Origin of the sequence: Pedobacter sp. BMA, assembly GCF_001027745.1 — a bacterium.
Classification (GTDB): domain Bacteria; phylum Bacteroidota; class Bacteroidia; order Sphingobacteriales; family Sphingobacteriaceae; genus Pedobacter.
In genome coordinates, this window is record NZ_LECU01000003.1 from 220,430 (window position 1) to 234,728 (window position 14,299).

Sequence of the window (14,299 nt, forward strand, 5' to 3'; positions counted from 1 at the left end):
TCACTTGGCAGTGAGTGCTTTTATGAAGGTAATACATTGGGTTATTGCATCATTAGAAGAGAAGATTACGGATAAAATGCAAATAAGGAGGTTTTTGCAGTACTATTGACATCTGCGCCAGCCCCGTAAATTCCATATTCCCCATAAGATGCTGAAAAAGGATTGCCGGCAGGCTGAGGGCCGCTACTGACCTGAGTCCAATCGTCTTTATCAGCATCGTAGCGATAAAAATCAGTTTCCAGGTTCCTTCCATAATATGAATTATAGCTACTTGATTCTCCAAGGCCAACGTAACCTTTTCCATTTATAGTGAAGCTAGCAAAAAAGACTTGAGCCTTCCCGGGAAAGGAAGCTTTCTTGCTCCAGCGATCTGCAGCGATATCATAACACCAGGTTTCTTTATTTGGCGTGTTGGAATACTGCGTTTTGGATACCCCTCCTGTGAGATAAAATTTTGACCCGATGGTAAAAGTCCCGCTACTTAATCTGCCCTTTTCCTCGGGGAATGAGCTTAAGCGCGACCAGGTTTTACTTTGCGGCTGGTAAGTCCACATATCAGAAAAATAATCATTTCGCACAACAGGCGAACTTGCTCTGTTAGCGCCCATCCCCATATAAAGCTTTTCCCCATATACAAAAGCTACCGGGTCTGAGCGTTCATCACCTGGAAAATCACTTTCCCGTCGCCATGTACCGCTATTGATATTATAGACGAAATGAGCTTTACTCAGCAACCAGTTCTGATAATTACCAACCTTTTCACCTGCGATAAAATGAATTTCATTACCCAAAGCGACTACTGCCCCGTTTTGATAGGCATAGCCTTCAGGAATTGTACTCAAGGTAACTTGCTGACCAGTTAAAAAGTTGAATTTACTAAATACCGGGGTGGACTGCTGGGAAAGTCCCAGGGCGTAAATCCAGTCTCCTACTCTGATTCGCTCAGTCCAAAGGGAAAATCCGGTATCAGCAAATGGCAGATCGTTAAGCTGTTTCCATTTTCCTGACAGCACCTTTACACTCTTGGGGTATTTGATGGTCACACTTCCCACCTTTAGGCTCAGCTCCATCGTTCCTGGAAGAAAGGATTCGTCAAACTCTGCCAGAAATGTAGTGGTCATAAACCCTTGCGAAATGCTTTTTAGTGTGATGGGCTTATTGTTTAGTAAAACCTGAACCTGTGCTTGTGGATCAATTTTAACGATATTGGTAAACAGAGACAAAGTTCGTCCATAGTTCAGGCTGGTATCTGCCCGGAGAATTTGCGGCGAAACTTTAGCAAGGGTCTGGTTGGCAGAATATTCTATCAGATTGTTCCTTTTCGCATATGCCCTTACATAGTAAACCTGCCCCGTATCCAGGCCTTCGATCTTTTGCGTAAAATCTACAGATGATGAAGTGCTGGCTATGGGAAATGATTTTGAATTCGCCTCAGTAGGATTTAGCGTTTTCCCCACCAGAAGCCCGTAAGCGATATCACCCGATAGATTTCTTATTTCTAAACTTCCTGTTACTTTAAACGCATTAAGGCTTAATTCTTCCAAAGGAAGAATAGAAATTCTTAGTGAATCTCCTTTAACATCTTCGATAAGTGTTTTTTTGCAGGAGATAAGACCAATCAAGATGGCCAGAAAATAAACTTTACGCATTCAGAGACTAACGTTAATGACAAGTAAAGGTAAATTATTTTGCTGATATGAAAAACATCATTTAATTTTATCGAATACTTCATTAATCATGCGCTCTAAGTTTTTTCTATCTCTAACCATCCTAATTTGCATTACAGTTTTTTTATTTTCATGCAAAAAGGAAGTCCAAACCAACGTGATTCCGGCTACTCCCTTTGCCACAGCGGGCACTAATCAAAACCAGGTGGAACAGTTCCAGGTGAGCCTGAATGCAGATAGCTTGAAATCAAATCAAAGCGGGAGGTGGACGATTGAAAAAGGACTTATTGAAGATAATCTGGTTTATTTTTCAAACAGTAGCAGACCTGATTCGAAGTTTAATGGTTTGCCCGGCGAGACTTATACTTTGAGATGGACCGTTAGTGGCGTCAATCCTTCAGAATCCAGGGTTCAGATCAGCTTTAAGCCCATGAAGGTGGAAATTACCAATGCTTCTCCTCAAAACAGCACCAAACTTTACTTGATTGGAACAATGTACAGAGGCGGAAAATGGACAGTAGAGGGACAATACGCCAGAATGCTCAATCAGATCCACGGCGGAACGGTAATCGATGTGATTAATTCTCCTTCAATTGAATTTCAATCTTATGCTAATACCAGCTACAAGCTTACTTGGACATCTTATTATGGAAGCAAATCAGCGTCAGCGAGCATAGAATTTAAAAGTGGTGAATACCTGGAAAGTGAGGCCCTAGCGGACTTACAGCTTGATCCAAGCTCCTATCGTGTGAAATATGAAAACGGGCACATCACCAGACTCAATCTTGCAGCCAGTGGAATTGCATGGATTTTATCAGATACGCTTCAACATCCTGCCCTGCAGGCTTTGAAATATTTAAAAGAACTCGATTTAAGCGGAAGTGCAACTTATATCTTTCCCAGGCTGATTGGAGAAAAATTCCGCTCACTTGAATACCTGAATATAGAGAGTACGCCCTGCCCTGAGTTTGCAGACAACATCGGCAATCTCAAAAAGCTTAAAAAGCTCATCATTGGGCATGGGATGTACGGTATTCAAATTGTTAGCCTGCCCGAAAGTTTTGGAAACCTGGAAAGTCTGGAATACTTCTATGCCACTGCATCCGGACTGCGGTATCTGCCTTTTAGTTTCGGCAAGCTTAAAAAATTAAAATATCTGGAAGCCTATTTGAATCCCCTTAGCGAACTACCCTGGGATATCGGAGAGCTCAGTGACCTGGAGGTGATGATGATCAGCTCAGCATCAGCTATGCCTTCCTCGATCACTAAACTGAGTAAACTCAGACGGCTTTATTATGTATCGAGTACATCTTCAGATGCCATTCCCGCTAATTTTGATAACCTGACAAGTCTGGACTCTTTGACCCTGCAATCTAAATTCAGCTCGATACCAAACAGCTTTGGAAATTTAAATATCTCTCAGCTTGAGCTAAATGCGACAAACATTACATCAGTACCCGAAAGCTTTGGAAATTTAAAGAATTTGCGATCGTTAATCCTTGGCGGCAAGTTTAAAACTTTGCCAGCAGGTTTGGGGAACTTAAGCAACGTGACTTCTGTATGGATACAAAGTTTAGACCTGGAGAGTTTACCTGATCGAATCGGCGATCTCAAAAAACTCACTTACATTAATGTTCAATCTACTAAAATCAAAACTTTGCCCTCCTCTATCGGAGATCTTCCTGAGCTGACTGAAGTGAGGTTTGATGGTAATCAGATTGAGAGCATTCCGCCTAACTTTTTCAACCTCAAAAAGCTAAGAACCGCCTATTTTACATCCAATAAAATTTCGGCTATCTCAGACGATTTTGCCAAATTAGCCAATACCCTGGTGATTTTGAATGTAGCTGGCAATAACTTCCCAGTTTCGGATGGTATAAAACTCAAACAGCTTCTGCCGAGAACTGCTGTAACGACAGGTTATTATTAACAGTTGATTTCTTTTGAGAACAGTATGTACTCAGGTACGCTTATTAAATTTTTCAAGGCTGAAGGTGGCTTCAATGCCGTTGAAATGCACACCGAATTTTATTTTGTTGATTATTATCAATAAAACCGTTGACTATAGTCATGGGATATCAGCGGAACTTTGATCAATTTCGGTTTAAATTAACCTAAGAATATCATGAAAACTGCATTTGCTCCGGAAAAGCCAATCCGGAGGTCTATCACCACCACCGGCTGTTTGCATCCTGAAGTGCCCGATGGGCAGGCTTCCCGGAGGTTTACACAGGTTTATTCAGCTCCCTATCTCCGTAACCACTCAAACTAAGGAGGCAAAATGAGTCATGTAATCACGGTATTGTTTCGCTATTGCGGGCTGGCATCGGGTTTAGTTTCATTTATTTGGTGTAAATTGCGCCTTCGTTTCCAGCGGCTTAACCCTGAAGAACTTTCCTGGATTTTAGCGGGACTGGCCCTGCTGGGTGTTGCATTTTACTCCAACCTTCTGAACTCATCGCTCAGGGAGCTTTTTGTAAGGTGAGCGGGAAACAAACAATCATCTTTATCATTTTCGGGGACTACCGTCCTCTGGATTCAAAAAGTAAGTAAATGGAAGGATCCAGGATCTTAATTATCGTTAGTAACATTGAGTTAAGCTCGAAGATTGCGGATATTTTAACCGTAGGCAAGTACTATGCTGAGGTTACTGCCGACGGGAAAAAAGCGGTGGAGCTAATCCGGAACCATCCTTTCGACCTGATCATCTGCGGCATTCCACTTAACGGCATCGATGGCTTTGCCGTGCTCAGAACAACCAATAAATTTATGGAGACTTCGGGCATCGGTTTCATTATGCTTTTAGAGGAAGCGGAAGCTAACCGCACCCGGAAAGCGATGGAGCTTGGGGCAGATGGTTTTATTATGCATCCTTTTGATGATGTAGAGTTGCTGAACCTGGTTGAGGTACGCTTGCGGAAGCGGCGGTTTCAACATGAGCAATTCCTGCGTGAGCGGCTTCAACTCAAACGCATGAGCAATATCAGCGACATTATGGGCTGGCTGGGTTCGCGTTTAGAGAAGTTCCCGGTTAAAACCTATAAAAAGAACCAGCCCCTTTATCATCAGGGCGAGCGACAAACGGGTCTGCATTTTGTGAAGCACGGGCGGGTTAAAACCTTCCGCAGCAATGAAACCGGACAACATATTATTACCGCCATATATGGGGCGGGTGCTTATTTCGGCATTGAGTCGTTAACTCTGGGTTATGAAACGCTGGATAGCGCGGAAGCACTGGAAGCGGTTCAGGTGGTGACTATCCCCAATAGGGAGCTGCAGGAGATGATCATGGAATACCCTGACCTCTTGCGGATCTTCGTGAAGGACCTGTCAATTGCGGTAAACCAGCTGAGCGAAAGGGTGGTGGATATTGCCCATCACTCTGTGCGCAAAAGGGTAGCCAACGCGATACTGAGCCTGAGCATTGCAGAGGAAAATAGTGAACGCAGCCGGAAACTATCGCTATCGCGGAATGACCTGGCCAGTTTTGCCGGTGTAGCTGCTGAAACCCTCAGTCGTGTGCTGAGTGAGCTCACAAAAGAGGGCTTTATTAAAAAGGAAGGCAATGATATTCTTATCGGACATGCCGAGGGATTGGCCACCATTAAAAATTAGGAAGATTTTCATCAAGTTCTCAATGCTCCACATAGGCTGCATATACTGCGGGCGATAAGCGCTTCGTCAATCCCGGATAAGCGCGCTCGAGATAACCTTTGCGGGCAACTGCATTATCCAGCCTGAATAAATGTGAGATGTGTTCTAATCCACTCACCGCTTTTGGATAGAGCAAATGGCTGAATAAGCGGTTAATAATGGGATATTGCACAGCACCTGCTTCTAGTGCTTTGGCATCGAGGATCAGCAATCGCGACGACTCCAGGGTTTCGATCTGCATGTTCTGCGCGCTGAAGCGGTCGCTGATGAGTATGCTTCCCGACACCCCAATCCAGATGTCCTGGCGATACAGTTCATTCATTGTAAACCCGTTGATCAGTCCTTCACTTACAATGATGAACTGATCAGGGGCTAACTTAGAGAGCGCAATTACAGTGCCTTTTGTTAATTGTTCAAAGCGGGTACAACTGTAGAGAAATCGCAGGGCTTCCGAGTGCTGGTGGTTATCAATAACAGGTGAAAATAGCTGCAGAAAATCTCTTAAGTTCATGACAGGGGCTGCCTGATGCGTAGTTTTTCCTGGGTTGGTTATCATTTGTTGTCAATATTTGTTTTCAATAGGGTAAACAAATATTAAAAATGTATCATGAACCGCTCATGATTTTAAACAAGCGGGAAATTGATTGTAGTCAAAATTTCACAACCAATGAGAATAAAGAAAAGAAGTGTATTCGGATAGCTGGATTAGAACCAAACGATATTATGAAGCTATATGAGCATCAAGCGCTCCTATCCTCTTCACTACATCGACTAACCTGCTGCTGTATCCAAACTCATTATCGTACCAGCCTACCACTTTAACCATATCACCAACGATAGAGGTTAATAGTGAATCAAATACGCATGAATGTGGGTTATCAATTACATCGATGGATACAATCGGATCTTCGGTATACTGAATAATATTTTTTAGATCGCCTTCTGCGGCGGTCTGAAATGCAGCATTGATTTCTTCAATGGTGGTTTTGCTTTTCAGCAGGCAGGTAAAATCGGTGAGTGATCCGTTCAATACCGGTACGCGAATGCCCGCTCCCCCTAAACGTCCATCTAATTCAGGAAAAATATGGGTAATGGCTTTTGCTGCTCCTGTGGTAGTGGGAATAATGGATGATGAGGCTGCCCTGGCCCTGCGCAAATCTTTGTGATTGGCATCATGCAGGTTCTGATCGCCCGTCATCGAGTGGATGGTGGTGATATAACCTTCTTCAACCCCCCAGTTATCATTCAGGATCTTGATCATGGGCGCAATGTTATTGGTAGTACAGCTGGCATTGGAAAGCACTGTAGCAGTCAAATCAATCTGATCATCGTTTACTCCAAGCACCACCATAGGGATATCATCTGCCGCTGGCGCTGAAATCAATACTTGTCTGGCACCTGCTTCTATGTGCTTTTCAGCTGCCTCACGGGTAAGGTTTCTGCCTGTACAATCGACCACCAGATCGACCCTTAAAGCCGACCAGGGTAATTCTTCGGCATTCTGAATTGAAAACACAGGTATTGTGGTGCCATTTAACACCAGGGCATCGGGTTTTGCACAGACATTGCCTGAGAATACCCCATGAACAGAATCATACTTAAATAGATGAGCCATGGTTTTAGCGTCAGCCAAGTCGTTGATTGCCACAACTTCAAATCCCTCGGCTACTGCAAGGCGAAGAAAAGTTCTTCCTATCCTACCAAACCCATTTACTGCTATTCTCATTTGCTTCGTAATTATTGTGCGAAATTAGCATTAATTTAAGAAAGAATGTACTTGCAAGATTGAGCATGGTATATGGAGCGTGGAAGATGGAAAATTGATGATGGAAAGGTGGAATGAGTGGATGATAAATCGCGTAAAATTATCAGATCTTTTTCCGTATCAGCCTTAAAGTAATCAATCCATTGAAAACCATGCAAAACACGATGATCAGAATAATCAGGGTGAAGTTCCCCAGATTTTGCAAGAGCACTACCGCAGCAACAATTCCTGTGTTAAGCCCGGCGGTAAGGATAACAATCCGGTTGGGCTTATATCCCAGTTGTTCGAGACGGTGATGAATATGGTTCCGGTCGCCCCTGAACGGAGATTTACGGCTCAGAATTCTGATGGTAAAAACCCTTAGAGAGTCGAAAATAGGCACCACTAAAATGGCTACTGCAATAGCCGGGGCAGAATAGAATTTAGGATGAACGTAGGGCGTAAACTTATTGAGTTCGATGAACCTGATGGCCAATGCCGCTGACACCAAACCAATGATGAGCGCACCTGTATCTCCCATAAAAATCTTTGCAGGGAACCAGTTGTACTTTAAAAACCCTGCAATGGCGCCTGCCAGGGCAAAAGCAATCGCCGCGTAACAAACCTCACCCATTATGGTGAATAGCAATCCAAAAGCCAGGTTAGCCAAAATGCCGATTGTACCCGCTAATCCATCTATGCCATCGATCAGGTTGAAAGCATTGTTCAGAAATATGATCAATACAATGGAAAATAGTGCACCTGCTAATGCCGGTATGTCGCCAATACCCAGCACCCCATATAAACTGGTTAGCCGGAAAGCTCCGAAAAACACGAGGATAAATGCCACAGAAATCTGCAACAGGAATTTAGTACTGGTATTGGTACCATGCACATCGTCTTTGAGTCCCAGGGCGGCCAAAATGATACAGGAAGCGATGAGGAAGTTGGCATCCTTAAAGCTGATCACAGCAGAGAAAAGCAGAATGGAAAGGGTAAAGCTTCCTACGATCGCTAAACCGCCGAGCCTTGAGATGTTTCGCTTATGGTTTTTACGGTGAAGGTCGTTTTTATCGAATAACCTATATTTTAAAGCGGTGTATATGATGCTGGGTACACTTAAGATCACAATGGAAAATGCCAGTATGAAAATGGCAATGTAAAAGTACTCTGGATGTGATGACAGTATATCTTTAAACAAAACGGGAACGGTTACTTAACAAATATATTGATTACTTTTTTGCCTGATCAAAAAAGTAACAAAAAAATCAAGGCCTGACTTTCTTTACTTTTTTGCCTGATCAAAAAAGTAACAAAAAAATCAAGGCTTGCATCCTTTCTTGTAAAAACCGGCGAATCGCTGAAGGCGGCAGGCTTCAGGCTCTCCCCCTTCACCTCCCCATCTCATCACTTAACCCTGCCTTGGACAGTAGAAATTTGAATGGAATTGCAAAGCGCTTCTTGGTTTTTCCTGCGAAAATTTGCTATGCCGGATAGCAGGGCGGAGATAGCGAGCGCGTAAGCAATACGATCTTAAACTATACGATCTTAAACCATCCGATTTTAAAACTATACGATCTTAAAGATTATCCAAACTGCTTCAGTTTACTTAGCTTTTTTAGTACCAGCGCGAATACTGGGTTCGGAAGGCCATTGCGTTTCATGGCTTTGTAATCATCTAGCAAAGCGTTAAATAGGCTTTTGATGGATCCGTTACTTACACCGCCTATACGCATGTTCACCATCAGCTGTGGCAAGTAATGTGCTTTAAGGTTGTTCTTATAGAGAAACCTTAAGATTAATTCGTAATCGGCAGCTGTACCTAAGTCCAGCGAGTAGTTTCCATGCTTTTCGAACAATGTTCTTTTCAGGTACAGTGTTGGGTGTGCGGGCATCCAGCCTTTCTCCAAATCGCTGCTGGTGGCTTGTTTCGATTTCCATTTGCGGATGATCTTTCCTGATGAAGGATGCACATAATGAAGATCGCCGTAGAGCGCATCGATTTCTTCAGCGTTAAATGCCTCTGCTACCTGCGCTAAAATCTCCGGACCGGCCAGGGTATCGTCGGCATTAAGTATTCCTACGATATCGCCAGTTGATTTTGCAATGCCTTTATTAATCGCATCGTACAATCCACGGTCGCTTTCAGAAACAAAATAACTGATCTGGTTTTTATGCTGGTCTATAATCTTTAGTGTTCCATCGGTTGATCCGCCATCGATCACGATATATTCGACATCAGGATGCGTTTGCGCAAAGACCGATTGAAAACAGTCTTCAAGATACGCTTCTCCGTTATATACTACCGTGATGAGGGATATTTTCATGTTGAAACTGATGCCACTTTCGTTTCTTAGCAAAAACCGCAGCGAGGGTAAATATAGCTAATAGTGAGATATTATCGTCCAGAGAACAGTTGTCTACACTGAAATAGGATAATTCGCCTATATCTCCAGCGGATTGCGTTCTATAAACTGTTCCGTCAAGTTCGTTGATAATCGTACAGGTTCCGTAACTACCGGCACTGCACCTTCCTGTGTTATTGGTATAGCCATCGGCATTTCCATCATGGTCGAAGTCGTTCAGAAAGTAAGGCACACCAGCATGATATTTAAAATCAGGTGTCGTCCAGATGCGTAAGCCTAATCTGCAGCCATAGACGGGCGTATCAGGTAAGGCATATAGTGGGATGAATAAGAGCGGGATGATTAAGTTTAACTTTTTCATAAGCTAAAGAATTAATCATGAAGTGAAGATATTTTTTTTTGGTCAAAATTGCAAGAGTGTTAGAAGGCATCTTCGGAAAACCGCCTCCTTGCCAGGTCTAAGGGGATTTTCGTGTGAAAAAGCGGGTTTAAATGGGTATTGACTGCGTTTTCTTTGGTTTTACCCAAACAATGTGCAAGGAATGTGCAAGGAAAGTGCAAGCAAAGCGCAGGGAAGTTATCCGCCGTGATACTACCAACCTACTATTAACCTTAGCCTGAAGATTAGCGTCGGCGGAATTGCTTCATTGTGAATAAGCAAAGATAACAAAACCTCGTTTGCAGCGAGTGGCTAGGATAAAAGTGGTCAAAAAGGGCTTTAAAGGGGTAATGAAGAGACTTTTCTAGGAGTTTAATCCTAGCATGTTCCTTTCTGGTTCCTACCTTGTTCCTAGCTGGTTCCTTTCTGTTAAGTGCGAGGGTACAAGGAAATATAAGCCTGACTACTGTCTTAACTATGGCATTCGAGGATGCGAAATAGATATAAGATCAAATACTATCTTTTGTCATTGAACTAGTGCTAAATATTGGTTTTGCTTAAACTTTTCCGTCTAATCATCAACAAACCGACCATAGCAACATAGGCACCGAAAAGCCAGGAGTAGTCATCGAGATTGCATTCCAGGATATAACTTGAATAGTAAATGCCATTGTCAACCGGCCGCAAAAGATCTAAACCAAGTGTACACAGGAGAATTTTTACTCCACCTAAACTAATTCCAACGGTGGGATTTCCATGGCATACCTGACATGTACCCATTATTGTTCCTGAAATACAATTATTTGTACCGATTGGAGAATCTGCTTTAAACACATTCATACCGTTCGAAAGAAGATCCACTTGAACAGAACTGCTTGTTCTTGTTGAATAAATGGTGTTCCCAACCAGACATCCCTCAGCAGAAAATGTTTTTGATGTAACCAATAAAAAGATTGCAAATATGGACAACCTTACTCCTCGCATAATACCCAACACTTGATGTAGGTATAAATTTACAACTATACCACTTTAGGGGCTTCGTTCTTTTTGTTCAACTAACTTCAAGATAATTACGAATTAAGTGTCAATAACTTAAATTCGAAAATATTTAGTTGTCCGTAATAATAATTTTATATCTTAAAGGAAGAAAAGTTCTCGGTATGAGGAAAATTATTGGGATAAGTAATTGTTTTTTTCCCTCATATAAATAAAAATTAACAGCCCTATTGGGATCAGAAGAAAAGGGACATAGTCATCAATTGGGAGAGTTGCTACACATGAGGCGCGTTCATCAACTTCAACCCATGAACCATAGGCAGCTCCATCCTGGTTATCTGTTGCATTTACATAAGTATTTACCCAACATCCAGCATATCCTGCTTCACTATGAGATCTTATTTCGGAAGGTGAATATTCATCACAGTTCGCTACAGGGTTATAAACCTTATATTTAACCGCTCCGTTTCTATTATAAACTTTATATGTTCCGTTTCCATGGAATTTAGTTTGCCCGATTGGAGATGTATATATCACGCCCGGCCCTCCATCCAGCAAGCAGCCAACTATTGTAGCAGCTTTAGTACTATTGGTTAAACCTAAAATAAGTATAGTTAATAAAATCTTTGCTATGTATCCAACACCATTGTAGCTGGACATTTTTTGCAAGCGAGAAGTTTTGAGCAACAAACGACTTAAACGAATGGCTCGTACATAAAAGAATATTATCAGGGAATACAAAACGACTACAAAAAGTATTATTTAAAAGACAAAATTAGACAAAAAATCTTCTGAACAAAATGAACGAGCGCTGAATACAGATTAGGATGACAATCCGTTTTTCACTTTAAACAATTCGAAAAATGAAAAATGACGTTTAAATCGTTCTAGAGGGAATAAATGTAAATTTTTGTGTTATTAACATAGAATACAAACTTTTGCATTCGTTGATATTCATCAACAAAAAAATATTAAATGTTAGTTTGCTCAACAATAGTTCCTTTAAATCTATTCGAGACGGAGGCTTCAGCAAGCCCGCTAGTTTTGTAGAGTAAATGATTAAGATAATGCTTTAAACTTCATTTTTTTTCGAATTACAAAAAAACCTAAAAATGAAATTGGGAATAGCATTATAAAAAGGGTTTTGTCAATCGGGCATCGATATATGATATAATTATTAACCAACACACCCCCTCCTATATAAATTTCATTTCCTGAAGAGTTCGTTCCATAAACATCACAAGGTGTTGAAGAATTTACTACGCTTCTAGCAAACACCCCATTGGGGAAGTTTGTACAATTGAAATTTCCTGTGCCAAATACTGCGTAATTGTTATTTGCGGGTGTGGATGTAAAAGTATTTCCCGTACGAGTAGGGTGTTTAATGATATATACTCTTGCGCCTCCTGAAGTATTCCCAACATAGCAAGCTGGGTAGGTCTGGCTAAAACTATTAGAAGAAACAGTCACAGAAAATAGTAAAAGGCTTAGTATAGCGATGTTCTTCATAGAGCTGATATAGTTTTGGAATATTACACAAAAGACGTTCCAAAAACACACCAATCACTAATTAATTATACAAACACAATTTTAGTATTGCAGTGGTATATGTATATTACACACACTCACTCACCTAATCCAACAGATGAGTTTAATAAATTTTATCACAATTAAAATCCCTTTGAATTATTTGAAAACTATATTTATGAAAGCTTATCAAAAGTTAAGAGGTGAATATCTTCGTCTGATGCCAAATAATCCCAAGAAACCAGCAAAAATAATTAATAGGGGAATATAATCATCCAACGGACAGTTGGCTACATTAAAGGTAACCCTGTTACCTGATTGTTGATAATTTGCACCATCGTTTGTGGCACCGCTTCCGTCATAGCCAGCATAGCAAGTAGGACCAGCAGCGGAGGTAAGTATATAATATGAATTTGAGGGAGAATTTCCCGCTTGACAGCTAGCTTGATTACCATATCTAACAGTACCACTACCTTGATAAAAGGTTGTTGTTCCCGAAAACTGAGGAACATAGTAAACTTTAGGTCCAGCAGAGGTATTTATTAAACAACCTGTATCAGCTAATACCGGGAATGCCAAAAATAGCAGTACCGCGTGTATAATTGTTATAATTATACTTTTCATGAAAATCAAAATTTGGGACGACGACTAATACTAAACTATTAGAAAGCAAACAATTCATCCGCTAGCTAAATAGTTCACTAATGCCACAAATATATTATATTGAAAAGCTTAAATGTAATATCGCCATTATATTCTTTTATTTTGACTATTATTTAACATTCTGGAAAAAGATCAAAATATATATATGCCGATGACCAGTATTTTTAGACAGTATTTGTCAACTGAAAATGATAATTTAAATGTGACTAAAATATTGATTTAAGGCTCCTATCATTTAGAATATTAAATACAGCATAAGCTCCTATGAGAAATAATAAAAATAATGTATAGTTGTCGATTGAACACCCTACCACACCAGTAAAGTGACCATTTGTTCCTGGCGTGTAAGTAGTAGGGCAAGAAAACCAGCCAAACAATCCGCACCCCGAAGAACTGCCACTTTGTTTGACATAACAAGTTCCTGCATCGACTATCCAAGCGTAACATGAATAACGAGAATCTTTAGAATCATAATTCTCCCATTCAGAATTTTGATCACCAGAATCATTCCTGAATAATGGGTTATACCCGGGTTCCGCTGGAATAGAAACCTGATAGCGTCGGGTCCCCACTTTACATCCAGGACTTATTACGGGCTGAGCACTAGGCTCATAGCAGATTGAAAAAAATAATAGAAAGAAGATAAGCGATTTCATACCAATAAAAGAAAGCTCAAAACTAGAGCATTAATATTCTTAAATTGACTAGAAACCGCTTTTGCTATTGACAATTCTCAAACCAAAAATCGCCATATCGTCTATCTTATTAGACAATATGGCCGTACTGAAATCGGCATCAGATATAATGATATTAGTAGATCAAATATTCTGTACAGTTATAAAATATTCTCCATTCACCCGCCTTCTTAAGGAAATATAGAATGGACATAAAATCATGAATGAAAGAAGTGCTATCAGATAAGGATCATCTATAGGACAGTTTAGAAGATTATAATCTACGACTTTACCACTGCTGCCAACTCCAAAACAAGTTGTACAGTTGGTGGAATAAGTATGAGTTATACTTGCATATTGATCAAATGTTGTTGAACCTGTTGGACAATTATCCAAACTATAGAAGTTGCAGGAATATCCGAAACCAGCAAATGCGTAAACACGGCCATTGGACAATCTACATCCTTGTTGAACCTGAGCATACAGATTGTTTAAAAAAAATATAACGAAAAAGAATACGAGAGTAAATTTAATTTTCATGCTATGGATTTTTAAATCCTAGCTTATCCGGGGAAGACGATACATATACGTAATGACTTGGAGGTTAGATTTTACTTTTACAAAAAATT

The 14,299-nt window shown here is 40.8% G+C and carries 14 protein-coding genes; 4 read left to right on the plus strand and 10 right to left on the minus strand.

Going from position 1 to position 14,299, the window contains the following annotated elements; all coding sequences use genetic code 11:
- Positions 1 to 65 precede the first annotated feature (65 nt).
- Complete coding sequence (locus AB669_RS05360) at positions 66 to 1,649, minus strand: hypothetical protein (RefSeq protein WP_047798266.1); 1,584 nt, start codon at positions 1,647 to 1,649, stop codon at positions 66 to 68.
- Positions 1,650 to 1,737: 88 nt separating this feature from the next.
- Between AB669_RS05360 and AB669_RS05365 the strand changes: the two genes are divergently transcribed.
- The 4 genes from AB669_RS05365 to AB669_RS05370 all read left to right on the plus strand — a co-directional run bounded on the left by AB669_RS05365 (position 1,738) and on the right by AB669_RS05370 (position 5,282).
- Entirely contained in the window at positions 1,738 to 3,597 is a 1,860-nt protein-coding gene (locus AB669_RS05365; RefSeq protein WP_156166681.1) for a leucine-rich repeat domain-containing protein, read from the plus strand.
- Between the two features lie 195 nt (positions 3,598 to 3,792).
- Positions 3,793 to 3,939 (plus strand): hypothetical protein, encoded by a 147-nt coding sequence (locus AB669_RS22080; RefSeq protein WP_156166682.1) that lies wholly within the window; start codon positions 3,793 to 3,795, stop codon positions 3,937 to 3,939.
- Positions 3,940 to 3,948: 9 nt separating this feature from the next.
- Entirely contained in the window at positions 3,949 to 4,152 is a 204-nt protein-coding gene (locus AB669_RS22085; protein WP_156166683.1) for a hypothetical protein, read from the plus strand.
- 68 nt (positions 4,153 to 4,220) lie between these two features.
- Complete coding sequence (locus AB669_RS05370; protein WP_047798268.1) at positions 4,221 to 5,282, plus strand: cyclic nucleotide-binding domain-containing protein; 1,062 nt, start codon at positions 4,221 to 4,223, stop codon at positions 5,280 to 5,282.
- A gap of 19 nt (positions 5,283 to 5,301) precedes the next feature.
- Here AB669_RS05370 and AB669_RS05375 read toward each other — a convergent pair whose 3' ends face one another.
- From AB669_RS05375 to AB669_RS05410, 9 genes are all read right to left on the minus strand, one after another.
- Positions 5,302 to 5,877, minus strand: a complete 576-nt coding sequence (locus AB669_RS05375) for a hypothetical protein (protein ID WP_047798269.1) — start codon at positions 5,875 to 5,877, stop codon at positions 5,302 to 5,304.
- 165 nt (positions 5,878 to 6,042) lie between these two features.
- A complete protein-coding gene (gene gap, locus AB669_RS05380) occupies positions 6,043 to 7,047 on the minus strand; it encodes a type I glyceraldehyde-3-phosphate dehydrogenase (RefSeq protein ID WP_047798270.1) in 1,005 nt (334 codons plus the stop codon).
- Positions 7,048 to 7,189: 142 nt separating this feature from the next.
- Positions 7,190 to 8,266, minus strand: a complete 1,077-nt coding sequence (locus AB669_RS05385) for an MraY family glycosyltransferase (RefSeq protein ID WP_231582626.1) — start codon at positions 8,264 to 8,266, stop codon at positions 7,190 to 7,192.
- Between the two features lie 385 nt (positions 8,267 to 8,651).
- Positions 8,652 to 9,392, minus strand: a complete 741-nt coding sequence (locus AB669_RS05390) for a glycosyltransferase family 2 protein (protein ID WP_047798271.1) — start codon at positions 9,390 to 9,392, stop codon at positions 8,652 to 8,654.
- The gene (locus AB669_RS05395; protein ID WP_047798272.1) at positions 9,361 to 9,792 is read right to left on the minus strand and encodes a hypothetical protein; all 432 of its coding nucleotides are present in this window, start codon (positions 9,790 to 9,792) and stop codon (positions 9,361 to 9,363) included. The genes AB669_RS05390 and AB669_RS05395 overlap by 32 nt, the downstream gene beginning before the upstream one ends.
- A gap of 558 nt (positions 9,793 to 10,350) precedes the next feature.
- Positions 10,351 to 10,794 carry a hypothetical protein gene (locus AB669_RS05400; protein WP_047798273.1) on the minus strand — a complete coding sequence of 148 codons (444 nt, stop codon included), beginning with the start codon at positions 10,792 to 10,794 and terminating at the stop codon, positions 10,351 to 10,353.
- 186 nt (positions 10,795 to 10,980) lie between these two features.
- Positions 10,981 to 11,466 carry a hypothetical protein gene (locus tag AB669_RS05405; RefSeq protein ID WP_047798274.1) on the minus strand — a complete coding sequence of 162 codons (486 nt, stop codon included), beginning with the start codon at positions 11,464 to 11,466 and terminating at the stop codon, positions 10,981 to 10,983.
- Positions 11,467 to 11,865: 399 nt separating this feature from the next.
- Complete coding sequence (locus tag AB669_RS22090; protein ID WP_156166684.1) at positions 11,866 to 12,315, minus strand: hypothetical protein; 450 nt, start codon at positions 12,313 to 12,315, stop codon at positions 11,866 to 11,868.
- A gap of 207 nt (positions 12,316 to 12,522) precedes the next feature.
- A complete protein-coding gene (locus tag AB669_RS05410; protein WP_047798275.1) occupies positions 12,523 to 12,957 on the minus strand; it encodes a hypothetical protein in 435 nt (144 codons plus the stop codon).
- Positions 12,958 to 14,299: the final 1,342 nt, after the last annotated feature.